Source organism: Plantibacter sp. MCCC 1A11337, from assembly GCF_013349365.1.
Classification (GTDB): domain Bacteria; phylum Actinomycetota; class Actinomycetes; order Actinomycetales; family Microbacteriaceae; genus Plantibacter; species Plantibacter flavus_A.
This window is the reverse complement of record NZ_JABJWX010000001.1, coordinates 769,458-792,234: the sequence shown is the minus strand read 5'-3', so window position 1 is coordinate 792,234 and position 22,777 is coordinate 769,458. Positions and strand designations below refer to the sequence as shown.

Below are 22,777 nucleotides of genomic sequence, written 5' to 3'. Positions count from 1 at the left end.
GCTCGCAGAGTCAGGATGGCGGCCGGTTCGTCGTCGTGCGGAGCGCTCAGAGGTTGGGTTTGGTGATCTGCAGGAGGCCGTCGCCGGCGGGGGACAGGGCGCTGACGACCGCGTCGGACGCGGAGATCTCCTGGACGAGCGAGCGGAACAGTCCTGTGGTCTCGTCCCGCTGAGCCGGATCGGCCACGCGGCCTCGCCAGAGCGCATGCGGGACGAGCACGGTGCCGCCGGGACGCACCAGACGGAGTCCGTGCTCGACGTACTCGATCACCGATCCCGGGTCGCCGTCGACGAGGACGAGGTCGTAGGAGTTCTCGTTCATCCGCGGCAGGACGTCGAGTGCGCTGCCGGTGATGAGGCGGATGCGGTTGGTGGTGATGCCGGCCTCCGTGAACGCCGCGCGTGCCTGCTGCTGGTGCACGATCTCGGTGTCGATGGACGTCAGCACCGCGCTCGTGGCACCGCGGAGCAGCCAGAGCCCGGAGACGCCGGTGCCGGTCCCCACCTCGACGATGGACTCCGCGCGGGTGGCCGCAGCCACCACCGCGATCTGCGCGCCGATCGCGGGAGAGATCGGTTCGACACCCAGTTCGTGCGCGTGAGCGCGCGCCGTGAGCATCGCCGCGCTCTCGACGACCATGTCGCCCGCGTACTTCCAGTTGAGATTGTGTTCTGACACCTTGCCTCCGGATCCCAGCGTATGGCCTGGAACTGCTCCGACAGCTGAGGCTCGCGCGGTAGTCTGATGTCGTGTTCGGTCTGACCTTCGACAAACTCCTCATCATCGGGGTCATCGCCGTGTTCCTGCTGGGTCCGGAACGGCTGCCGTACTACGCCTCGCAACTGGCGCGACTCGTCCGCACCCTCCGCGACCTCGCCTCCGGTGCCAAGGACCGGATGCGCGAGGAGATGGGGCCGGAGTTCGACGAGGTCGACTGGAAGAAGCTCGACCCACGTCAGTACGATCCGAGGCGCATCATCCGCGAGGCGCTCCTCGACGACGAGCCCCCGGTGTCGCCGACGGTCGCGACGACCGCTCCGCTCGACGCGGCTCCCGCGGCCGCCGCTGCAGCCGTTCCGTCGCTCGAGAAACCGAAGTCGATCCAGGCGGCGACCGACGAGCGCCTGCGCCGACTCGCAGCCGGGGAGACCGCCGCGCCCCCGTTCGACCTCGAAGCCACCTGAGTCCGCTTCGGTCGCACGCGTCCGACCCGGACCGCTCAGTTCGTGCTGACGCCGAGACGGCGACCGGCGAGGCCACGCGGTCTGGCAGCGAGCTGTCCGGCCAGCCGGAGGATCTCGGCGGCCGCGGGATCCGTCGGATCCGAGAGCACGATCGGCAGCCCGGCGTCTCCACCTTCCCGAAGCGGGACGCTGAGCGGGACCGAGGCGAGGAGCGGTACCGGTGCGTCCTGGCCGATCGACAACCGCGCTGCGAGCGCCTCGCCACCCCCTGAGCCGAACAGCTGCAGGATGCTGCCGTCGGGCTGGGGGAGACCCGCCATGTTCTCGATGACGCCGTGGACGCGCTGCCCGGTCTGGCGCGCAACCACGCCGCTGCGCTCGGCCACCTCGGCGGCGGCCGGCTGCGGTGTCGTGACGACGAGCACCTCGGCGTGGGGGAGCAGCTGGCCGATGGAGATGGCGACGTCCCCGGTGCCGGGCGGGAGGTCGAGGAGCAGGACGTCGAGGTCGCCGAAGAACACGTCGGTCAGGAACTGCTGGATGGTGCGGTGGAGCATCGGTCCGCGCCAGGCGACGGCGACGGCGGTGGTGCCGTCCGTCGGTGCGTCGATGAACATGCCGATCGAGACGACCTTCACGCCGTGGGCGACCGGTGGCAGGATCATGTCGCCGACCTGCGTCGGTTTGACGGCCACGCCGTCCTCGACCAGGCCGAGGAGCCCCGGGATGGAGAACCCGTGGACGTCCGCGTCGACCAGGCCGACCCGCAGACCACTGGCGGCGAGTGCGACGGCCAGGTTCGCGGTCACCGTCGACTTCCCGACACCGCCTTTGCCGCTCGTCACGGCGTATACACGGGTCAGTGAGTCCGGGCCGAACGGGATGCCGCGGGCGCTCCGGCCGCCTCGCAGGCGCTCCGTGAGCGCTTGACGCTCCGCCGTCGACATCACCTGGACGTCGACCGCGACGCTCGTGACCCCGGGGGTCGCCGCGGTGGCCTCACGCACGTCGCGCTCGATGCTCGCCGCTGCCGGGCAGCCGACGATCGTGAGCTTGATCGTGACATCGGCCGCACCGTCGTCGTCCACCGTGATCGGGCCGACCATGTCGAGTTCGGTGATCGGTCTGCGGATCTCGGGGTCGATGACCCGGGCGAGAGCAGTCCTGATCCGCTCGGCGAGGCCGGTGTCAGCGGCGTCGGCGTCAGCCACGCCGACGCTCGGGCCCGTCGTGTTCGGGCTGGTCGGTGCGATCCCGATCGAGTTCCTCGAGCAGGGAGCGCAGTTCGGCGCGGATGAAGTCCTTCGACGCCATGTCCTTCAGGGCCAGGCGCAGCGCGACGACCTCACGGGCGAGGTACTCGGTGTCGGCGAGGTTCCGTTCGGACCGCTGCCGGTCCTGCTCGATCTGCACGCGGTCGCGGTCGTCCTGGCGGTTCTGGGCGAGCAGGATGAGCGGCGCCGCGTAGGAGGCCTGGAGGGAGAGCACGAGCGTCAGTGCGACGAAACCGATGTCGACGGAGTCGAACCGGAGGGCGAGCGGTCCGTAGGTGTTCCAGCCGATCCAGAGGATGACGAAGAGCGTGAGGCCGAGCAGGAACCACGGGGTGCCCATCGCCCGGGCGATCCACTCCGTGAAGCGGCCGAAGCGGTCGCGCGAGGCCGGTGCGCGGCGGATGGACCGCACGGAACTGCGAAGTCCCTTCGGAGCGTCGAGCCTGATCTCATTGCGGGGAGCTCGTGCCACGACCTGCCCTCCTTCCGTTCGTTCCGAGCCGCTGTTCCGACGGCGGGAGTTCGTCGTTCTCGTCGATGCTGCGCCAGTCGTCGGGGAGCAGGTAGTCGAGCACGTCGTCGATCGTCACGACCCCGAGCAGGCGGTGCTGTTCGTCGACGACGGGCACCTGGACGAGGTTGTAGCTGGCGAGGATCCGCGAGACCTCGGCGGCGGAGGTCCGGACGCCCACCGGGTCGAGGCTCTGATCGAGCAGCGTGCCGAGGCGCTCGTGCGGCGGGTAGCGGAGCATGCGCTGGAAGTGCACCATCCCGAGGAAGCGTCCTGTCGGGGACTCGTACGGCGGCAGGGTGATGCAGACTCCGGCCGCCAGCGCCGGTGCCAGCTCGGAGCGTCGGATCGACGCGAGGGCTTCCGCGACGGTGGCGTCGGCGGAGAGGATGATCGGCTCGGTCGTCATGAGGCCACCCGCGGTCTCCGGGTCGAACCGGAGCAGCATGCGGACGTCCTCGGCCTCCTCCGGTTCCATGAGCTCGAGGAGGTGCTCTCCGCGATCCTCGGGGAGCTGGGCGATGAGGTCGGCGGCGTCGTCGGGCTGCATCTGGTCGAGGACGTCAGCCGCGCGGTCGTCGTCGAGCTGGCCGAGGATCTGCACCTGGTCGGTCTCGGGCATCTCCTCGAGCACGTCCGCGAGTCGGTCGTCGGACAGCTCCTCAGCGACCTCGATCATCCGGTCGCGCGGGAGGTCGAGGAGCGTGTTCGCGAGGTCGGCCGGTTTCAGGTCGGCATAGGTCGCGATGAGCTGCTCGGCGGACTGCGCCTCGCCGAGTTCCTGCTCCTCGCGCAGCTCGTTCCAGGTGGCGAAGGTCGTCGGGCCCTTCACGAAGGGGGAGGCGGTGGTCTTCGGGCGGCGGACGAACAGCTGCGACACCTGCCACTCGCCGGGCCCCTGCTCCTCGATGGCGACGTCCTCGATCGTCGCCTCCTCGCCGGTGGTCCGGAAGACGACACGTCGGCCGAAGAGTTCGGCGATCACGCGCACCTCGCCACCGCGCTGCTCGAACCGGCGGACGTTGATGAGTCCCGTGGTGATGATCTGCCCGGCGCCGATGCTCGTCACGCGGCCGATCGAGACGAACACGCGGCGCTTGCCGGGGATCTCGACGATGAGGCCGACGACCCGCGGTGGTTTGCCGGTGCGGTAGACGACGAGCACGTCCCTGACCTTGCCGACACGATCGCCCGCGGGGTCGAAGACGGTGCACCCGGCGAGCCTGGCGACGAACACTCTGGTTGCACTCACGACTACTAACCTACCCGCCGGTGGTCGGCCTGGAGCGTCCGCTCCGGGCGGGGTGAGAGGATGGAGGTATGAGTGATCCGCGACAGTTCGGCCGGAAGGGCGCCCCGACGCTCGGCGTCATCCCGCGAGGCGAGACGGTGGCCAGCTACGAGAGCTACGAGTCCGCGCAGGCCGCGATCTCCTCGCTCGCCCACACCGATTTCCCGGTCAAGGAGATCTCGATCGTCGGCAGCGATCTCAAGAGCGTCGAACGCGTCACCGGTCGCCTCAGCTACGGCCGTGCTGCGGGAGCCGGTGCGGTCAGCGGTGCCTGGCTCGGACTGTTCCTCGGGCTCGTCCTCGTCATCTTCAACCCCGAGACGAACCTCATGCTGCTCGGTGCCGCGGTGCTCATGGGTGCCGCGTTCGGCATGCTGTTCGGCATCGTGTCGTACTCGGTGACCCGCAAGCGGCAGGAGTACACCTCGGCCACGCTCGTCGTCGCGACGCGCTACGACCTCATCGTCGGCGGTGAGCTCGCGAACCGTGCACGCAACCTCCTGGAGCGCGGCCCGGAGACCGACGCGGGCTGATCCAGCCGCGTCAGGCTCCGAGCCGTCGCCCGACGGACGGGCTCAGCGCGCGACCCAGGCCTCGACCTCGTCCGCGGTGCGCGGGATGCCGGCGGACAGGTTCTCCGCGCCGTCCTCGGTGACGAGGATGTCGTCCTCGATCCGGACGCCGATGCCGCGGTACTCCTCGGGGACCGTGAGGTCGTCGACCTGGAAGTAGAGGCCGGGCTCGATGGTGAAGACCATGCCTGGCTCGATCACGGCGTCGGCGTACATCTCGCGGCGGGCCTGGGCGCAGTCGTGCACGTCGGTGCCGAGGTGGTGGCTCGTCCCGTGCACCATGTACCGCCGGTGCTGCTCGTTCTCCTTCAGGAGCGCTTCCTCGGCGGTGACGGGGAGCAGTCCCCACTCGGCGGTCTTGCGCGCGATGACCGCCATCGCGGCCGCGTGCACCTCTCGGAACCGGATGCCGGGGCGGACGATGGCGAAGGCCTCGTCGGCCGCCTCGCGGACGGCCTCGTAGACCCTGCGCTGGACCTCGGTGAACGTGCCGGACACCGGGAGCGTGCGGGTGATGTCGGCGGTGTAGTAGCTGTCGAGCTCGACGCCGGCGTCGATGAGGATGAGGTCGCCCGGGACGACCCGTCCGTCGTTGCGTGTCCAGTGGAGGATGCAGGCGTGCGGTCCGGCGGCGGCGATGGTCTCGTACCCGACGCCGTTCCCATCGGCGCGAGCCCGCCCGGCGAAGACGCCCTCGACGATGCGCTCGCCGCGCTCGTGAGCGAGGATCTTCGGGAGTTCGGCGATGACGTCGTCGAAGCCGCGCGCGGTCGCGTCGACGGCGAGACGCATCTGCGCGATCTCGTAGGCGTCCTTCACGAGGCGCATCTCCGACACGGCGCGCGTCAGCTCGTCGTCGACGTCGACCGTGAGATCGGCGGCGTCGGCCGTGAACGCCGAGAGGTCGGCGGTCGTGATCGCGAGGTCGGCCGCCACCTGGGCGAGCGACGGACGTGCACCGATCCAGAACTCGCCGATCGCGGCGTTCGTGTAGAACTCGTCGGTGTCGCGGCCCGCTCGCTCTCGGAAGTACAGGGTCGCGGTGTGGCCGGACCCCTCGGGATCGAGCACGAGGACGCTGTCGGGTTCGGTGTCGGCCGCCCAGCCGGTGTAGTACGAGAAGGCGGAGTGCGCCCGGTACAGGTAGTCGGTGTCGTTCGACCGCTGCTTCATCCCGCCCGCGGGGAGGACGAGACGCTGACCGGGGAACTGAGCGGACAGGCGTTCACGACGAGCCGCTGCCAGGCCGGCGGTCTCCCGCGGCTCAGGCAGGACCTCGGGGCGGTCCGCCCACCCGGTGCCGATGAAGGCACGGAAGCCCTCGGACCAGGCGGCCGCCCGGTTGGAGGTCGCCTCGGTCTGGACGGTGTTCGAACTGGATGTGTCTGCGGAAGTCGCCATGCCTCCATTGTCGCACTGCGGTGGCGACAGGTGCCCGTCGCTCAGCCCGCCGTGCGGGGGAGCAGCGTCGCGACCACGGGCCGGTGATCGCTGCCGGTGCCGTCGACGTCGGTGAGCACGCGAGCCGACACGGTGACCCATCCCGGTGACGCCATGACGTGGTCGATCGGCGCGCCGAGGACCGCCGGGAGCTCGGTCGGCCAGGTACCGAGCCCGGCTGCCGCGTCGGCTGCGGCGGCGTCGTGGCATGCGCCCAGGTCGCCGACGCCGCGCAATCCGGCGAGGTGGTCGAGCGTCGCGTTGAAGTCACCGGCCATGATCATGTCCGCGTCGTCGGTGCAGCGGCTGGCGAGATCGGCGAGTTCCGAGCGCCAATCGTCGAGCCGACTCGGCAGTGGGGCCGTGGTGTGGACGGCGACGAGGGTCGGTCCGCGACCGAGGACCGGATCGGCGATGAGGGTCTCCGAGCGTTCGATGGCGGTCGGCCCGGTCGCCGTCGGTACGCGGACCGCGTACTCGCCGAGTCCGGTGCTGATGAGGAGGCTCGTCCCTCCTGCGTCGGCGGCGGTCGAATGCGCCACCATCGGCCGTCCGGCGGCGGTCATCGTGGCGGCGACGACCGCCGCGGTGTCGGACGAGGTCTCCGGGAGGGCGACGACGTCGGCGCCCTCACGCACCGCGATCGCCGCGATCGTCCCGGGGTCGACGGCGTCGCCGAGGGTGTTCCAGGCGAGGACCGTGACCTGATCTGCGAGATCGGTCGCCTCTCCGGCGACCATCTGGTCGTCGACCCCGCGGTTGGCGGTGACGACGGCGCCGGTGACCGAGACCGCGGCGAGGACGACCGCCAGGATGGCGGGGAGCACGCGGCGGGATCCCCGGACCAGGATCGTCGTCACGAGGCAGAGGAGGGCGCCGCCGGCGGCGATGATCGCCACGACGAGGCGGAACGCGCTCAGTTGGACGACGACCTGGGCCTGTTCGAGACCGAACAGGCCGGGGAGGACGGCCACGACCAGCAGGGCCGTGGTCGCGATCGCGAGCACGGCCGCGGTGACGCCACCGACGGTCTTCAGCACCCGCGTCAGCGTAGGCGAGCGGTCTGGGAGTCCTCGGGGCGGGACCTGCGACTAGGGTGGAAGCGTGGTGAGCGCTCGAGACATGCACGGCCCCGCCGATCTGCACACGCACTCGAGCGTCTCGGACGGCACGGAGACGCCGACGCAGCTGATGCGCGCTGCCGGTGCCGCAGGGCTCGGCACGATCGCCCTCACCGACCACGACTCCACCGCCGGTTGGGCCGAGGCGGCCGTCGAGTCGCGTCGCCAGGGCATCACCCTGCTCCCCGGAATGGAACTGAGCACCCGCTACGAGTGGCGGAGCGTGCACCTGCTCGCGTACCTCATCGATCCGCTGAACGGCGACCTGCTCCAGGAGACCGCGAAGATCCGGGAGTCCCGGCTCCGGCGGGCCGAAGGCATCGTGGCACGCATCGGTGACGACTACCCGCTGTCCTGGTCGGACGTCCTCGCGCAGACCCGCGAAGGCGCGACTGTCGGCCGGCCCCACATCGCCGACGCCCTCGTCGCCCTCGGGATCGTGGCCGACCGTGGTGAAGCATTCGACGGCATCCTGCACCCGCGCACCGGGTACTACGCGCCGCACTACGCGCCCGACCCGCTCACGGCGGTCAAGCTCGTCCGCGCCGCCGGTGGTGTCCCGGTGATCGCCCACCCGGTCCCGGCCGGTCGCGACCGGATGCTGCCCGAGCCGTACTTCCGCGAGCTCGCCGATGCGGGTCTGTTCGGGCTCGAGATCGAGCACCGCGAGAACACCGAGGAGGGCAAGGTCGTCGTGCGCCGGATCGCCTCCGAGCTGGGCCTCGTCGCTACCGGCTCGAGCGACTATCACGGCACCGGTAAGCCGAACCGCCTCGGCGAGAACACCACGGACATCGACGTGGTCCGGCGCATCGTGGGCGAGGCCACCGGCTCGGCGCCCGTCCTGCCCGACTGACCCGCGGCGCGCCGGGAGCTCCCGTCGGACCTCTTCCGGTCACTGAGCCTGCCGAAGTGCCCACGGGGCGTCCGGCTCCGAGCGCAGCGCTCGCGACATGCGGAACGCCCGCATCCGGAAGGGTGCGGGCGTTCTGCGTGGTGGATCTACGCCGTCGGTGCCGGGGGTGCGGTGCGGCGCGTCCGGCTCCGACGGCGGGGAGCGCTGTTGCCGTCGCGGTGCTCCGGACCGTGGCCGTCGTGTGTGCCTGCCGCAGGCGCGCTGCGGTCGACGGTGTCGGTCGAGGCGGCGTCGTGCGTCCGCGAGTGGGCGCGGGTGCTCGGCTGGGACTCGAGCCGGGTGCTGGTCGGCTGCGTGCGGTCGCCTCCGCGTCCGCCGCGCTCACCACCGCGACCGCCGCCGGTCCGCGAACCGTCGCGTCCGCCGCCGGTCCGGGAACCGTCGCGTCCGCCTGTGCTCCGCGAACCCTCGCGTCGCGGAGCGGGCTCGACGGCCTTGGCGGGCTTCAGTCGGCCCTTCGTGCCTTCGGCGATCCCGAGGTCGGTGAAGAGGTGCGGGCTCGAGGAGTAGGTCTCCGTCGGCTCCGGCTGGCCGAACTCGAGGGCGCGGTTGATGAGCGCCCACTTGTGGAGGTCGTCCCAGTCGACGAACGTGACGGCGATACCCGTCTTCCCGGCACGACCGGTACGACCGACGCGGTGGAGGTACGTCTTCTCGTCCTCGGGGATCGTGTGGTTGATGACGTGGGTGACGTCGTCGACGTCGATGCCACGGGCGGCGACGTCGGTGGCGATCAGGACGTCGCGTTTGCCGGCCTTGAACGACGCCATCGCCCGCTCGCGCTGCTCCTGGTTGAGGTCGCCGTGCACCGCCGCGGCGTTGAACCCGCGGTCGGTCAGTTCCTCGACGAGCTTCGCGGCGGCCCGCTTGGTCCGCGTGAAGATCACGGTCTTGCCGCGTCCTTCGGCCTGCAGGATGCGCGAGATCACCTCGTCCTTGTCGAGCGAGTGCGCGCGGTAGATGAGGTGCTTGATGTTGGCCTGCGTGAGCCCCTCGTCGGGGTCGCTCGCCCGGATGTGGATCGGCTTGCTCATGAAGCGGCGGGCCAGGGCCACGATCGGACCGGGCATGGTCGCCGAGAACAGCATCGTGTGACGCGCGGCGGGGGTCTTGGAGAAGAGCTTCTCGATGTCGGCGAGGAAGCCGAGGTCGAGCATCTTGTCGGCCTCGTCGAGCACCATCTCGGTGATGCCCGAGAGGTCGAGGAGACGCTGGTTGTTGAGGTCGATGAGACGGCCGGGCGTGCCGACGACGATCTGGGCGCCGGCCTTCAGCTGCTCGATCTGCCCCTCGTAGGCCTTGCCACCGTAGATGGAGACGAGCGTCGTGGACCGGTTCGAGATGAGGATCTCGATGTCCTCGGACACCTGGACGGCGAGCTCACGGGTCGGGACGACGACGAGGGTCTTGACGCCGGGAGCCGGGTCGAGGCCGAGGCGCTGGACGATCGGGATGCCGAACCCGAAGGTCTTGCCCGTGCCCGTCTTGGCCTGGCCGATGATGTCCTGGCCGGCGAGCCCGAGGGGGATCGTCTGCTCCTGGATGGGGAACGGTTCGATGATGCCCTTGGACGTGAGGGCGTCGACGATGTCCTGGTCGACACCGAGATCAGAGAAAGTCACGGAGATACCTGTCAGTGCAGTCATGGTCTACACCTTCGATTGCACACAGGTGTAGGGCCCCGATCCGACGCCGGGGCACGGCTATTCTACCCGGGAGGTCCCGAGAGGCCGCTGGGCGCGCGGAACACGGCGATCGGCGTGCTGCGGATAGGGTGGTCGCATGGCTCGTTGGTTTGCACGACGTCGGCGTCCCGGCACGCAGACGCCTCGTCTGCGCTCGCGGGAGGACGCCGTCCAGGCGACCCGCGTCGACCTCCACGAGCTCGCGCCCAGCACCGCGGACTACCTCGGTCAGGTGGCGCAGCTGCAGCTCGGGTTCTTCATGACGCTGTCGTTCGCCGTCGAGCACGCTCCGAACGACGCCGATCGGGAGACGCTCGCAGAGGCCGCCGCCACGGCGCTGCGCAAGCACCAGGCGCTGCTCGCGTGGCTCCGGAGGACGAGCGACGACCCCGTCGCCGTGCTCGAACCCTACGCACGCACGCGGGACGAGTTCCAGGCGATCCTGCGAACCGGTACCTGGGACGAACTCCTGCTGGGCGTCCTCGTGGCGCGGGGCTTCCTCGACGAGTTCTTCGCGCAGCTCGCACGCGGTCTGGACGGAGCGGACGCCCGGGATCTGGCTGCGATCGTCGCCCCCTGTCCCGAGGAGGACCCGCTCGTCGGGATCCTGCACCGGGTGATCGCATCGCACCCGGAGCGCGCTTCGACGCTCGCGATGTGGGGCCGCCGGTTGCTCGGCGACACCATGCTCGTCGCCAGGTCGGCCCTCGTGACCGAGAGCAAGGCGCTGCCGGACGACGCCCGGGTCGAACCGGTCTACACGGAGCTCATCGCGAACCACACCAGACGGATGGACGCGCTCGGGCTCACGGCCTGACCGGTCGTCCCCTCCGACACGACGACGCCGCCGCTCCGGCTGGAGCGACGGCGTCGATCGATCGAGCGCTTCGGGTCAGGCGGCGACGCCCTGCTGCAAGCGGGTCAGCATCGCCTCGTCCGACGAGGTGCGGACGCGGACGAGCACGAGGTCGACCACCACACTCACGACGACGGACGCGCCGAAGGCGAGCACCCAGATCCAGCCGCCGTCCCACGCCATGCCGGCCCACGTCGCCGCGACCCAGACCACGGCGGCGACGAGCGTCGCGACCGCCGGGATGAGCGCGGCCCCGTGCTGGTCGCGGCCGGGCAGGAGGTAGCGGACGGCGAGACCGAGGATGGCACCGCCGAGCACGACGAAGAGGAGTTCCATGGTCAGCCGACGAATCCGATGCGGCGGGACTCCTCGGTTCCGAGCTCGACGTAGCCGATGCCCGCGGTCGGGATGAGGTAGCTGGTGCCCTTGTCGTCCTTGAGTGCGAGCAGCTTGGCGTCCGTCTCGAGCGCGGTCTTGACCGCCTGCTCGATCTCCGACGCCGGCTGCGAGGTCTCGAAGCCGATCTCGCGAGGGCTGTTGAGGATTCCGATGCGAATTTCCACCTTGAGTGCCTTTCGGTTGCGTACGGCAAGACTACGGGAGTCGTGGTCCTCCGACCGGCGCGGGTCGGCTGCTGTCAGCGAACAACGGAACGCCGGTCGGCCGTCGCGGCGATGTCGGGAGGCTCCGGTAACGTGCGGACCATGACGGTTCCCGACGCCTCCGACGATCCGACGGGTACGGTCCGTGACGCGGACCGCGCGCCCGTCGGCGACCCGGCTGTCGGCACGGGCGTCCGGCTCGACGACTCGCAGGAGGCCGTGCTGCGGCTCGCGGACGACCGGTCCGCCGTCGTGCTCGGGGCTCCCGGCACGGGCAAGACCACCACGCTCATCGAAGCGGTCGCGGAACGCGTGCACTCGCGCGGGCTGCGCACGGACGAGGTGCTCGTCGTCGCCTCCTCCCGGTCGTCGGCGCAGGTCCTCCGCGACCGCCTCGAGGCCCGGGTGGCGCGCGCCACACCCGGATCCCTGGCGCGCACCGCCATCTCCCTCGCCCTCGAGGTCATCGCGGGCTCCGGGGCGTTCGCCGGTTCAGGACGACCGCGGTTGCTGACGGGCGGCGAGCAGGACCAGACCATCGCCGAGCGACTCCTCGGCGACGAACAGGACGCGACCGGTCCGCTGTGGCCAGCGGAGCTCGGTCCCGAGGTCAGGCGCCTGCAGGGGTTCCGCACCGAGCTCCGGAACCTCATGGAACGCAGCGTCGAACACGACGTCGCGCCAGCCGAGCTACGTCGGCTCGGTACCGAGCACGGGCGTCCGGAGTGGGTCGCGTCCGCGGGCTTCATCGAGGGGTTCCTCGCCGACGACTGGCGCGGACACCTCACGCCCGCGGCGGCCCTCGCCCGCGCCGTCCGGCTCCTCGACGAACAGGAACCGGGGACGGGCGTGCTCGGCAGCCTGCGGGTGGTCTTCGTGGACGACGCCCAGGAGGCGACCCACGGCGTCCTGCAGCTGTTCGCCGCGCTCGCCCGACACGGGGTCGCGATCGTCGCGTTCGGCGACCCCGACCTCACGACGGGTGCCTTCCACGGTGCCCGTGCCGACGCCCTCGGGCGGTTCGCCGAGGTGCTCGGCCGCCCGGTGGACATGCTCGTCCTCGGGCAGGTCCACCGCGGGACACCGGACATCCGGGCGACGGTCCGCGGCGTCGCCGAGCGCATCGGCACGGCCGGCGCCGGACTCCATCGCACGGCCGCGCCACCGGTCGATGACGCGGAGACGCCCGAACACTCCGTCGTCACCGTGGCGGCCGGTTCCCCGGCCGAGCAGATCGCGGTCGTCGCACGCTTCCTCCGCGAGCGCCACGTCCTCGACGGTGTCGCGTGGGCCGACATGGCGGTGGTCGTCCGCAGCGGCGGGCTGATCCCGGCGATCGAACGGGGTTTGTCCTCCCTCGAGGTGCCCACCCGGGCGAGCACCGGCGGAGCACCGCTGCGCGACCACCCGTTCGTCAGGTCGGTCCTCCTCGCCATGTCGGTGGCGCTCGGGCGGACGCCGCTCGACGCCGAGGTCGTGACCGAACTCCTCCACAGCGCGCTCGGCGGACTGGACTCGATCGGGGTCAGGCGACTCCGGGCCGCGCTCCGCCACGCCGATCTCGCTGAGGGCCTCGACCGCAGTGCGGACCGCCTGCTGGAGGAGGCGTTCGCCGTCCCCGGTGCACTCATCGGACTCGAGACGCCCTCCGCCGCCCGCGCCCGCTCACTCGCCGACAGCCTCGCCGAGGCGAGCGCGCAGGCCGCGGCGGGCGCGTCCGCCGAGGAACTCGTCTACGGCCTCTGGTCGCGGAGCAGACTCGAGCGCTCCTGGGTCTCGCTGTCGAAGGGCAGCGGTCAGGCCGCCGAGGAGGCGAACCGCGACCTCGACGCGATCACCCAGCTGGCCGATGCGGCACGCACCTTCGTCGAGGCGGAGCCCGACACCCCGGCCTCCGTCTTCCTCGACCGCCTGCTCGAACAGACGGTCGGCGACGACTCCCTCGCGCCGACCGGCCTCCGGGAGGCGGTCACGATCGCGACGCCCGCCGCCCTGGTCGGTACCGCGTTCGACACGGTCGTCGTCGCCGGCATGCAGGACGGCGTGTGGCCCAACCTGCGGGTCCGCGACTCACTGCTCGGCGCCTCGGAACTCGTGGAGCTGCTGGAGGGTACGGCCACGGCGACGGCGGACGCACGACGCGCGGTCCTCCACGACGAGCTCCGACTCTTCGCCCAGGCGACCTCCCGTGCGCACCGGTCGCTCATGGTGGTCGCGGTGGTCGACGACGACCACCAGGCGAGCCCGTTCCTCACGCTGCTCCCGGAACCCGATCCGCACCGGGCATCCCTGTCGCCCCTGTCGCTCCGCGGCCTCGTCGGCACCCTGCGTCGCTCGCTCACTCGCCGGATCCGCCCCGCGGACCCTGCCGAGCGTGCCGCGTCCGCCTCGGCCCTGGCCATCCTCGCGACAGCGGGAGTACCCGGCGCCCCGACCGAGGAGTGGTACGGCGTGGCCGCACCGAGCTCGACGGCACCGCTGCACGACCCCGCCGTCGAGGAGCTGCCGGTCTCCCCGTCCCGCATGGAGGCCTTCGAGGAGTGCCCGCTGCACTGGGCGATCGCCCGACTGGGCGGCGGTGCCTCCGGGTTCGCCTCCGGTCTCGGCACGATCGTGCACGCCGCGCTCGAGCACGCGGAGTCCTCCGACGAGGCCGCGCTCTGGGCAGCGGTGGAGGACCGCTGGGACGAACTCCACTTCGAAGCGGACTGGGAGGGCGCAGCGACGAAACGGCGTGCGGCGGAACTCGTCCACCGGCTGTCGGCGTACCTCCACGACGCGGAGCGGGCGGGCGTGACCTCCATCGGCAACGAGAGCCGGTTCAGCCTCCGCATCCCCATCGGTGAGCTGGGCGGCGCGGCCGTGCTCGGCGGCTCGATCGACCTCGTCGAGCTCGTGCCCGACACCGACGGGACACGGCGCGTCGTGATCGCCGACCTCAAGACCGGCGGCTCGGCGCCGAGACAGGACCGGGAGGTCGCCGACATGGCGCAGCTCGGCGCCTACCAGCTCGCGCTGGCGTCCGGCGCGATCGCCGGTACGGAGGGGCTGCTGAGCGGTGGCGCGAAGCTCATCGTCGTGTCGGCAGGCACGAAGCGCAAGGAGTACTACGACCCGGCCCAGCCGGCCTTCGACGACGAGGCCCTCGAGCGCTTCCGCGAGCGTGTCCTGTCGGACGCGATCGGCATGGCGGGAGCGGTGTTCGAGGCCCGTGTCGGGACCCACTGCCATGACCCGTTCGCGTTCGGCGAGTGCGCCATCCACGTCGTCCCGGCGGTGAGTTCGTGAGCACGGAGGAGACCTACTCGGCCGAGATGCTCGCCGGCCTGCTCGGCCTTCCGCAACCGACGACGCAGCAGGTCGAGGTCATCGAGGCACCCATGGCCCCGGTCCTCGTCGTCGCCGGTGCCGGCAGCGGGAAGACCGAGACCATGGCCTCACGCGTCGTGTGGCTGCTCGCCAACCGGCACGTGAGCGTCGACGGGATCCTGGGGCTCACCTTCACGAGGAAGGCCGCGGGTGAGCTGGCGGCACGGATCGGCAAGCGGATCGCCGCCCTCCAGGACATCGGGATCCTGGATCCCGCGGCAGACGCCCTCTTCGACCGTCCCGAAGTGTCCACCTACAACGCCTATGCGAACGCCCTGTTCCGCGACAACGCTCTCCTGGTGGGCCGTGAGCCCGAGTCGGTCCTGCTGTCCGAGGCGTCCGCCTGGCGACTCGCGCGACGCGTCGTGGTCCGGCACGGAGACGAACGGCTCGCCACCCTCGGCAAGTCCGTCGACCAGGTCGCCGAGCTCGTCCTCTCGCTGAGTCACGAGCTCGCCGAGATCGACGGCACCACCGAGGAGCTGCTCGGCTTCGTGGAACGGTTCGTCGGCATCGGCGAGCTCCCCGACGGCGGTCGCGGGGCGTACGCGCAGATCGACCAGGCCGTCGAGGTCGTGGGTGCCCTGCCGGTCCTGCTCGATCTCGCGCACCGGTACGCCGACGAGAAGCGCCGGCAGGGACTCGTCGAGTTCTCCGACCAGGTCGCCCTCGCGCTCGCCGCCTGCGAACGTTCGCCGAAGGTCGCCGCCGTCGCGCGCGATCGCGCGGGCGTCGTCCTGCTCGACGAGTACCAGGACACCTCGGTCGTGCAGACCAGACTGCTGTCGACACTGTTCGCCGACCACCCCGTCATGGCGGTCGGCGACCCGCATCAGTCCATCTACGGCTGGCGGGGCGCGAGCGCGGCGAACCTCGCACGGTTCTCCCGCGACTTCGGTCGGGAGGTCGTCGCCACCCAGTTCAACCTGTCCACGAGTTGGCGCAACGACCATACGGTCCTCGAAGCCGCGAACGTCCTCGTCCGCCCGTTGCAGCAGCAGGCGCAGACGGCGGGGAAGCTGCGCGTCCTCGACCTCGAGCCGAAGCCCGGCGCCGGGGCGGGCTCCCTCGCCGTCGAGTTCCCCGAGACCGGTGCCGAGGAGATCCGGATGGTCGCCGAATGGTGCGCCGACCGGTTGCTCGCCGAACGCGGGGGAGACCCGGCCGGTTCGGCCGCGATCCTGTTCCGGGCACGTCGACCGATGCAGGAGTTCGCCGACGGCCTCGCTGCGCTCGGCGTCCCCCACCACATCCTGGGTCTCGGGGGTCTGCTCTCCTCGCCGGAGATCGTCGACGTGACGGCGGCGCTGCGGGTCATCCACGATCCCGGTGCCGGGTCCTCGCTCATCAGGCTCTTGAGCGGGCCTCGCTGGCGGATCGGCGTCCACGACCTCGGTCACCTCGTGGAGGTGGCCCGGTACCTGCAGGCCATCGACTGGAAGACGAAGCGGTACGACGCCGAACTGGCCGCCCGGCTCCGCGAGTCGGTCGCCGACGACGACGGGCGGTCGATCATCGACGCGCTCGACTTCATCGCCGCGGACCGCGTGCCGGCGGGCCTCGCCGCCGGGTTCACCGACGAGGCGCGTTCGCGCCTCCGGGAGGCCGGACTGGTGTTCGCCTCCCTACGGCGTCGTGCGGGCAGCGGCCTCCCCGATCTCGTCAGAGCGGTCGAACGCGAGTTGCGACTCGACATCGAGGTCGTCGCGAACGAGTCGACCGGATCCGCGGCCCGCGCTCCGGCCAGACTGCAGGCGTTCCATGACGAGGTCATCTCGTTCATCCAGGCGGAGGAGCAGGTGACGCTCGGCAGCATGCTGGCCTGGATCGACCGCTCGCTCGCCCGAGACGACCTCGGTCCGGCGAGCGACGCACCCGACCAGGGTGCGGTCCAACTGCTCACCATCCACGGTTCGAAGGGCCTCGAATGGGACCATGTCGCGATCCCGCGGCTCGTGGTCGACGAGCTGCCCGCCAAACCGAAGGACGGTAAAGGCTGGGTGCGTCTCGGGACGCTGCCGTACGACTTCCGAGGCGACGCGGCGGAGCTGCCGGAGTTCGCCTGGCGGACGGCCGAGACGCGGAAGGAGGTCGTCGACGCTCAGCTCGCCTTCTCGGAGGCGCTCGGCGAACGCGCGCTCGACGAGGAGCGGCGGCTCGCGTATGTGGCGGTGACCCGCGCCAAGCACGACCTCCTGCTCACCGGCTCGTTCTGGTCGGGCGATCGGAAGCGGCCCCGGGCCGCGAGCACCTACCTCCTGGAGCTGTCGTCGGCGGGCGTCATCGCACCGCTCCCCGCCGCATCCGCCTTCGAGGAGAACCCGGTCGACTCAGGTGCCGCGGTCCTCGATTGGCCACTCGATCCGCTCGGAGCGCGTCGGAGCGTCGTCGTACGGGCGGCGGCCGAGGTCGAGCAGCGGCGCGGGCGGCCTGAGTCCGAGCTGCTGGCGACCCTCGGCCCGCTCGAGAACGAGCTGACGCTGCTCCTCGAGGAACGACGCCGTGCCGCGACGACGACCGCGCGCGGTGAACTCCCGGTGCGCATCCCCGCGTCCAAGTTCAAGGAGTTCGTCACGGAACCGGAAGACGCACTCGAACGACTGCGTCGCCCCGTCCCGCAACGGCCCTATCGGCAGACCCGTCTCGGAACCCGGTTCCATTCGTGGGTCGAGGCGCACTACGGACGCTTCGGATTGCGGGAGCTGGTCGACGCGCTCCCCGAGGAGCTCGACGTCGAACGCCCGGGGCCGGAGGCGTCGGAGGGGATCGGGTTCGAGGAGCTCACCGAACGGTTCCTCGCCTCGGAATGGGCGGACGTCCGTCCCATCGAGGTCGAGACCGAGATCCACGTGCCGCTCGGCGACACCGGACGAGTGGTGGTCTGCAAGCTCGACGCGGTGTTCGAGCGCGGGGACCGGTTCGAGATCGTCGACTGGAAGACCGGCGCGGTACCCACGACACCGGAGGACGTGCGGAACGCCTCGTTCCAGCTCGCGCTCTACCGTCTGGCGTACGCGCACCACCGGGAGGTCGACCCCGAGCGCATCGACGCCGTGCTCTACTACGTGAGCCACGACGTGCAGCTCCGGCCGGAACGCCTCTACTCGGAGGAGGAGCTCCTGTCGGAGTGGGAGCGGTCCTTCGGGGAGGTCGTCGAGTCCCAGAGCTCGAACGACGAGGTGTCGATCTGATCCGTGGCGTTCGCGTCCGCGTCGGTTCCGGCGTGGTCGGGATCGTCGTCGGCCTCACCGTCGTCGGTGTCGTCGTCGGTGGAGCCGCCGGGATCGCGGCCGAGGGCGCGCTCGAGTTCTGAGCGGTCGTAGGTGTCGGTCTGCATGGCGATGCCGGGGGAGGACGAGCCGATCGGTGTGCGGTCGAGCATGTCCTCGACCTCGTCGACGTCGAGGACGGGTCCGGTCGTGGTGCCGAGGGGGTCCGTCACGTCGCCGAGCACGCGGTCGACGAGACCGTCGAGCATCGCGACGGCGTCGTCGACGATGGTCTCGTCGTGGCTGTCGCGACCGTGCAGGAGCCAGCGGGCGATCTCGAGTTCCGCGTAGAGCCGGGCGCGGAGGGTGACGAACCGGTCGGGTCCGCGAGAGCACGAGGCGGCGTAGGCGGACAGGGCTTGCTCGCCGGTCGCGCCGAGCGTCGCGATCCAGTGGAGGTCGAGGGCCGGGTCGCCGACCCGCAGTGAGCCCCACTCGATGACGCCGTTGACGAGGCCATGGCCGTCCTGACGGATGACGAGCACGCGGTCCGCGGCGAGGGATCCGTGGATGACGGTGGGCTGGAACTGCCAGAGCGAGTGGTCCTCGACGGCCGCCTGCCAGCGCTCCCGGACGGCGGTCGGGAGGAGCCGTGTCTCGGCGGCGCGGGACACGATGCGGTGCGCGTCCGCCCGGATGAGCTCGGTGGACAGCAACGGGAGGCCCGCTTCCGCGATGAACGCCGTCGGGAGGGAGTGGATCGCGGCGACCGCGGCACCGAGCGAGTCCGAGAGGACCTCGTCGCGGCCGAGCGCGGTCGGGTCGAGGTGACTGCCGGCCACGAAGTCGAGCACGACGGCGCGAGTGCCGTCGACGGGCAGTTGGCCCACGACGGTCGGGGCGTCGAAGGGCAACCTGCTGCGGATACCTGGCGTGAGTGCGCGCAGGGCGATGAGGTCCGCGGACTGCTCCGTCTCGGCCTGCTGCGAGGTCGGGATGCGCACGATGAGCTCGCGCCCGTCGGCCGTCACGAGACGGGCCGCGTCGTAGTTCCCCTCGCCGCCGGCGGTGTGCGCGCCGGACCCGCGGACCTGGAGGTCGGCGACGGCCGAGGTGGCCAACGCGGCTAGAGTGAGATGGGATCTGGCCATGACATCCAGGGTACGGGGCCGTCCCGGTGAGCCGCGCTCGCCACGCCCTCAGAGAGGTTGTCCATGACGATTCAGGTTCGCGCACTCGCCGGTCTACCGCTCGCGAGGGGCGGACTCGACCGTCACGGCGAGCTCCGTTCCCGACCGGACGTGCTCGACGGGCTGCGGGTCGACCCGAACGCCCGAGCCGTCGTCCTCCGCGGTCGGCGAGCACTCGTGACCGGTGACGCGCTCGACCTCCTGGTTCCCTCCGATCTGCCCGAGCCGGAGCTCATGGTCTACCTCGGAAGCACCGTCGAGGACAGCCCTGGGACGCCACCGGGCACGGACATCCTGCTCTGGGTCCTCGCCGACGCCGACGCCGACGCGATCACCGAGGATGATGACCGCTGGTTCGACCTCCGTCGGAGCGGACACCGCCTGTCGGACCGCGATGTCGGGATCCTGGCGACGTCGCTCGCCATCGCCGGCTGGCATCGTGCCGAGCCGTTCTGTGCGCACTGCGGCTCGCCGACCACGGTCCGCAACGCCGGCTGGGCGCGGCACTGCCCGGTCGACGGCAACGAGCTCTTCCCGCGCATGGACCCCGCGGTCATCGTCGCCGTCGTCGATCCTCAGGGACGGATCCTGCTCGGGTCGAACGCGATGTGGGAGCACAACCGGTATTCGCTGCTGGCCGGGTACGTCGATGCCGGCGAGTCCCTCGAGCAGGCCGTCGCCCGCGAGATCTTCGAGGAGTCGGGGATGCGTCTCGGGACGCCCGTCTACCTCGGTTCGCAGCCGTGGCCGTTCCCTCGTTCGCTCATGCTCGGCTTCGTCGCCCCGCTCGCGGCGGACCAGGATCCGGAGGCACTCGTCCCGGACGGTCAGGAGATCCTCGACCTGCGGTGGTTCACGCGGGAGGAACTCGAGGACCCGGCCGCCGACGTCATCCTCCCCGGACCGTCGTCGATCGCACGAGCCGTGATCGAGGAATGGCTCCGCGGATCCTGGTCTCGATGAGGCGCGGTACCACCGAGGGTCGACGATGAGCAGCCCGGCCGAACTGCTGGCCGGACTCGACCCCGATCAGGCTGTCGCGGCGGAGGCGCTCCGGGGCCCCGTGTGCATGCTCGCCGGCGCAGGCACCGGCAAGACCCGTGCGATCACCCATCGCATCGCCTACGGCGTCGCGACCGGGACGTACACGGCGTCGCGCGTCATGGCGCTCACCTTCACCAGTCGCGCGGCTGCGGAACTGCGTGGCCGGCTCCGGGCCCTCGGCGCCGAGGGGGTCTCGGCCCGGACCTTCCACGCCTCCGCGCTCTCGCAGCTGAACTTCTTCTGGCCCCAGGTCGTCGGCGGACAGGTTCCCGCGCTCGTCGAGAGCAAGGGCAGGGTCCTCGGGCACGCGGCGGAGCGACTCCGGTTGCGGGTCGACACGGCGACCCTGCGCGACGTGGCGGGCGAGATCGAATGGCGCAAGGTGTCCGGCCTGACCCTCGAGCAGTACGCGGCGTCGAACCGGCCGCTGCCGGCCAAGCTGTCCCTCGAGCAGGTCGTCTCGCTCCAGGAGACCTACGAGCAGTTGAAGGACGAGCGTCGGCGCATCGACTTCGAGGACGTCCTGCTCGCCTGCGCCGGCATGATCGAGACCGAGCCCGCCGTCGCCATGCAGGTGCACGAGCAGTACCGGTTCTTCGTCGTGGACGAGTACCAGGACGTCTCGCCGCTGCAGCACCGACTCCTCGAACTCTGGTTGGGCGGTCGACGGGACGTGTGCGTCGTCGGCGACGCGAGCCAGACCATCTATTCCTTCGCCGGTGCGCGGTCCGACTACCTGCTCGACTTCCCGACCCGGTACCACGACGCCACGGTCGTCCGGCTCGAGCGCAACTACCGCTCCGCCCCGCCCGTCGTGGCCGCGGCGAACACGCTCATGCGGGGTCGTCCGGGGGCACTGCACCTCTCAGCGGCCACCGCACGCGACGACGAGGGCACCCAGACCGCACGGCCCGAGACGCCGGCGGTCGGCCTGCGGCAGTATCCGAACGAGCTGTCCGAGGCGAGAGGCGTGGCCTCGGAGATCCTCGTGCAGCTGCAGGCGGGCGTCCCGGCCTCGGAGATCGCCGTGCTCTACCGGATCAACGTCCAGGCGGCGGCGTTGGAGACGGCCCTCGGCGAAGCCGGCATCCCCTACGTCATGCACGGCTCCAAGCGCTTCTTCGAGCTGCCCGAGGTGCGGCAGGCCCTGCTCCAGCTCCGCGCGGCCTCCGTCTCGATCAGCGGTGAGCCCCTGTTCAAGTCCGTGAGTGACGTGCTCCGGTCGCTCGGCTGGAGCCAGGACCCGCCCGACGGCGGCGGTGCGGTGCGCGACCGCTGGGAGTCGCTCAACGCGATCATGGGGCTCGTCGACCAGGCGCCGGAAGGCACCTCGTTCCGCGCCTTCACGGATGAGCTGCAACTGCGGCAGGCCGCTCAACACGAACCGACGGTCGAGGCGGTCACGCTGGCGACGTTGCACTCGGCGAAGGGCCTCGAGTGGGAGGCGGTGCACCTCATCGGGCTCTCCGAGGGATACCTGCCGATCTCCTACGCGAAGCAGTTCGAGCAGGCGGACGAGGAACGGAGGCTTCTCTACGTCGGTATCACGCGCGCCAAGCGGCTGCTCAACCTGTCCTGGTCCGAGATGCAGCAACGCGGTGGTCGACGCGAGCCGTCGCGGTTCCTGGCAGAGCTCGGCATGCGCACTTCGAGTGCTCCCGGACGACGCGGCGCCTGACCCCACCGGTCGCGGCGTCGACCACCAGCTGGGTGCTCGCGAGGATGGGCTGAGACGCGTCGAGATGGCGGATCACCAGGCGGGTCACGCGGGTCGCGACCTCCGCGCCGAGGAGCTGGGTGTCGAGCGGCGAACGGCGGCCGAGGAGCTGGGATGCGACGGCCGGCCAGGCCGGATCGTCGTCGGTGCGGTGCAGCTCCACGCAGTGCAGGCACGGCCCTGAACCGGGTGTCACGAACGGCCCGATCCTGACGACACGATCACTGAAGACGACCGGCAGGTGCGGGACGTCGTCGCGGAGCCAACGCGTGTACCGACTCGGCGGGATGACGAAGTCGGCGAAGAGGACGGCGACGTCGACGTGGTCGGGCTGCGGCCCGGGTTCCGTCGACACGGACTCCGTCGGCAGGAGTCCGACCGCCTCCTGCTCGGAGAGGAGGCGTCGGACGAGCTCGGCCGCCGGGCTCGCGCCGTCCACGACGACCCGATGCATCATGGCGGTTCCGGAGGTGGCGCCGTGGTGCTCGATCACCGGGTCGAGTGTCGAGAGGACGCGATCGAACTCCTGGGCCGGAATGTCGAACGCGTCCGGCAGTCGTCGCTCGACCAGGTCAGGGAAGCCGGCACGCAGTGCCGCGACGACCTGCTCGGTCTCGGTCCGGACGCTCTCGAGCACGACCGCTTCATCGACGCCCACCTGCAGGCTGTGCGGGGTCCGCCAGAGCAGTGGTCTCCTGGGATCGATGCGCGTCGTCATCCATCGATGATGGCGGGTCGACGACCGGTCGCGTCGGTACTGTCCACAGCTCGCCCGGTAGGACGAGTTGTGGAGCG

19 protein-coding genes are annotated in these 22,777 nt (G+C 71.0%); 8 read left to right on the top strand and 11 right to left on the bottom strand.

Going from position 1 to position 22,777, the window contains the following annotated elements:
• Positions 1–46 precede the first annotated feature (46 nt).
• Positions 47–679: a class I SAM-dependent methyltransferase gene (locus tag HOW07_RS03655; RefSeq protein ID WP_175116116.1), complete on the bottom strand. Its 633-nt coding sequence runs from the start codon at positions 677–679 to the stop codon at positions 47–49.
• A 71-nt stretch (positions 680–750) separates the two neighbouring features.
• Here HOW07_RS03655 and HOW07_RS03650 point away from each other — a divergent pair, with 71 nt between their 5' ends.
• Complete coding sequence (locus HOW07_RS03650) at positions 751–1,185, top strand: Sec-independent protein translocase TatB (protein ID WP_175116115.1); 435 nt, start codon at positions 751–753, stop codon at positions 1,183–1,185.
• Positions 1,186–1,220: 35 nt separating this feature from the next.
• Here the strand turns inward: HOW07_RS03650 and HOW07_RS03645 are convergent, their stop codons facing one another.
• The 3 genes from HOW07_RS03645 to HOW07_RS03635 are packed head-to-tail and all read right to left on the bottom strand — an operon-like array spanning position 1,221 to position 4,222.
• Complete coding sequence (locus HOW07_RS03645; protein WP_175116114.1) at positions 1,221–2,396, bottom strand: Mrp/NBP35 family ATP-binding protein; 1,176 nt, start codon at positions 2,394–2,396, stop codon at positions 1,221–1,223.
• The gene (locus HOW07_RS03640; protein ID WP_121290016.1) at positions 2,389–2,931 is read right to left on the bottom strand and encodes a DUF1003 domain-containing protein; all 543 of its coding nucleotides are present in this window, start codon (positions 2,929–2,931) and stop codon (positions 2,389–2,391) included. The genes HOW07_RS03645 and HOW07_RS03640 overlap by 8 nt, the downstream gene beginning before the upstream one ends.
• The gene (locus HOW07_RS03635) at positions 2,909–4,222 is read right to left on the bottom strand and encodes a magnesium transporter MgtE N-terminal domain-containing protein (RefSeq protein WP_121290018.1); all 1,314 of its coding nucleotides are present in this window, start codon (positions 4,220–4,222) and stop codon (positions 2,909–2,911) included. Before HOW07_RS03635 ends, HOW07_RS03640 begins: the two co-directional genes overlap by 23 nt.
• A gap of 68 nt (positions 4,223–4,290) precedes the next feature.
• Between HOW07_RS03635 and HOW07_RS03630 the strand changes: the two genes are divergently transcribed.
• Positions 4,291–4,794 (top strand): general stress protein, encoded by a 504-nt coding sequence (locus HOW07_RS03630; protein ID WP_121290020.1) that lies wholly within the window; start codon positions 4,291–4,293, stop codon positions 4,792–4,794.
• Positions 4,795–4,836: 42 nt separating this feature from the next.
• Here HOW07_RS03630 and HOW07_RS03625 read toward each other — a convergent pair whose 3' ends face one another.
• Together HOW07_RS03625 and HOW07_RS03620 are read right to left on the bottom strand one after the other, a co-directional pair.
• Positions 4,837–6,234 carry an aminopeptidase P family protein gene (locus HOW07_RS03625; RefSeq protein ID WP_175116113.1) on the bottom strand — a complete coding sequence of 466 codons (1,398 nt, stop codon included), beginning with the start codon at positions 6,232–6,234 and terminating at the stop codon, positions 4,837–4,839.
• Between the two features lie 41 nt (positions 6,235–6,275).
• The gene (locus HOW07_RS03620) at positions 6,276–7,313 is read right to left on the bottom strand and encodes an endonuclease/exonuclease/phosphatase family protein (protein WP_175116112.1); all 1,038 of its coding nucleotides are present in this window, start codon (positions 7,311–7,313) and stop codon (positions 6,276–6,278) included.
• Between the two features lie 82 nt (positions 7,314–7,395).
• Here HOW07_RS03620 and HOW07_RS03615 point away from each other — a divergent pair, with 82 nt between their 5' ends.
• Positions 7,396–8,250, top strand: coding sequence for a PHP domain-containing protein (locus HOW07_RS03615; protein WP_064296175.1), 855 nt, complete (start codon positions 7,396–7,398; stop codon positions 8,248–8,250).
• 146 nt (positions 8,251–8,396) lie between these two features.
• On the opposite strand, the gene HOW07_RS03610 is transcribed toward HOW07_RS03615, so the two are convergent.
• The gene (locus HOW07_RS03610) at positions 8,397–9,956 is read right to left on the bottom strand and encodes a DEAD/DEAH box helicase (RefSeq protein ID WP_175116111.1); all 1,560 of its coding nucleotides are present in this window, start codon (positions 9,954–9,956) and stop codon (positions 8,397–8,399) included.
• Positions 9,957–10,092: 136 nt separating this feature from the next.
• Here HOW07_RS03610 and HOW07_RS03605 point away from each other — a divergent pair, with 136 nt between their 5' ends.
• Complete coding sequence (locus HOW07_RS03605) at positions 10,093–10,812, top strand: ferritin-like fold-containing protein (RefSeq protein ID WP_175116110.1); 720 nt, start codon at positions 10,093–10,095, stop codon at positions 10,810–10,812.
• A 75-nt stretch (positions 10,813–10,887) separates the two neighbouring features.
• On the opposite strand, the gene HOW07_RS03600 is transcribed toward HOW07_RS03605, so the two are convergent.
• Positions 10,888–11,187 (bottom strand): hypothetical protein, encoded by a 300-nt coding sequence (locus HOW07_RS03600; protein ID WP_079705552.1) that lies wholly within the window; start codon positions 11,185–11,187, stop codon positions 10,888–10,890.
• Between the two features lie 2 nt (positions 11,188–11,189).
• A complete protein-coding gene (locus HOW07_RS03595) occupies positions 11,190–11,414 on the bottom strand; it encodes a DUF3107 domain-containing protein (protein WP_064296179.1) in 225 nt (74 codons plus the stop codon).
• Positions 11,415–11,555: 141 nt separating this feature from the next.
• Here HOW07_RS03595 and HOW07_RS03590 point away from each other — a divergent pair, with 141 nt between their 5' ends.
• Entirely contained in the window at positions 11,556–14,741 is a 3,186-nt protein-coding gene (locus tag HOW07_RS03590) for a UrvD/REP family ATP-dependent DNA helicase (RefSeq protein WP_175116109.1), read from the top strand.
• On the top strand, positions 14,738–18,013 hold the full coding sequence (locus HOW07_RS03585; protein ID WP_371743568.1) for a UvrD-helicase domain-containing protein: 3,276 nt from the start codon (positions 14,738–14,740) through the stop codon (positions 18,011–18,013). The genes HOW07_RS03590 and HOW07_RS03585 overlap by 4 nt, the downstream gene beginning before the upstream one ends.
• Here HOW07_RS03585 and HOW07_RS03580 read toward each other — a convergent pair.
• Positions 17,923–19,182 (bottom strand): phosphotransferase, encoded by a 1,260-nt coding sequence (locus HOW07_RS03580; protein ID WP_175116108.1) that lies wholly within the window; start codon positions 19,180–19,182, stop codon positions 17,923–17,925. The genes HOW07_RS03585 and HOW07_RS03580 overlap by 91 nt on opposite strands.
• Positions 19,183–19,245: 63 nt before the next feature.
• Here HOW07_RS03580 and nudC point away from each other — a divergent pair, with 63 nt between their 5' ends.
• A complete protein-coding gene (gene nudC, locus HOW07_RS03575; RefSeq protein ID WP_175116107.1) occupies positions 19,246–20,184 on the top strand; it encodes an NAD(+) diphosphatase in 939 nt (312 codons plus the stop codon).
• Between the two features lie 25 nt (positions 20,185–20,209).
• Positions 20,210–21,943, top strand: a complete 1,734-nt coding sequence (locus HOW07_RS03570; protein ID WP_121290032.1) for an ATP-dependent helicase — start codon at positions 20,210–20,212, stop codon at positions 21,941–21,943.
• Here HOW07_RS03570 and HOW07_RS03565 read toward each other — a convergent pair.
• Complete coding sequence (locus tag HOW07_RS03565) at positions 21,831–22,700, bottom strand: TOMM precursor leader peptide-binding protein (protein WP_175116106.1); 870 nt, start codon at positions 22,698–22,700, stop codon at positions 21,831–21,833. The genes HOW07_RS03570 and HOW07_RS03565 overlap by 113 nt on opposite strands.
• Between the last annotated feature and the right edge of the window lie 77 nt (positions 22,701–22,777).

Coding starts and splice junctions, on each gene's coding strand:
- HOW07_RS03630 (WP_121290020.1), top strand. CDS start 4,291: ATGAGTGATCCGCGACAGTTCGGCCGGAAGGGCGCCCCGACGCTCGGC.
- HOW07_RS03625 (WP_175116113.1), bottom strand. CDS start 6,234: ATGGCGACTTCCGCAGACACATCCAGTTCGAACACCGTCCAGACCGAG.
- HOW07_RS03615 (WP_064296175.1), top strand. CDS start 7,396: ATGCACGGCCCCGCCGATCTGCACACGCACTCGAGCGTCTCGGACGGC.
- HOW07_RS03610 (WP_175116111.1), bottom strand. CDS start 9,956: ATGACTGCACTGACAGGTATCTCCGTGACTTTCTCTGATCTCGGTGTC.
- HOW07_RS03605 (WP_175116110.1), top strand. CDS start 10,093: ATGGCTCGTTGGTTTGCACGACGTCGGCGTCCCGGCACGCAGACGCCT.
- HOW07_RS03600 (WP_079705552.1), bottom strand. CDS start 11,187: ATGGAACTCCTCTTCGTCGTGCTCGGCGGTGCCATCCTCGGTCTCGCC.
- HOW07_RS03590 (WP_175116109.1), top strand. CDS start 11,556: ATGACGGTTCCCGACGCCTCCGACGATCCGACGGGTACGGTCCGTGAC.
- HOW07_RS03580 (WP_175116108.1), bottom strand. CDS start 19,182: ATGGCCAGATCCCATCTCACTCTAGCCGCGTTGGCCACCTCGGCCGTC.
- nudC (WP_175116107.1), top strand. CDS start 19,246: ATGACGATTCAGGTTCGCGCACTCGCCGGTCTACCGCTCGCGAGGGGC.
- HOW07_RS03570 (WP_121290032.1), top strand. CDS start 20,210: ATGAGCAGCCCGGCCGAACTGCTGGCCGGACTCGACCCCGATCAGGCT.
- HOW07_RS03565 (WP_175116106.1), bottom strand. CDS start 22,700: ATGACGACGCGCATCGATCCCAGGAGACCACTGCTCTGGCGGACCCCG.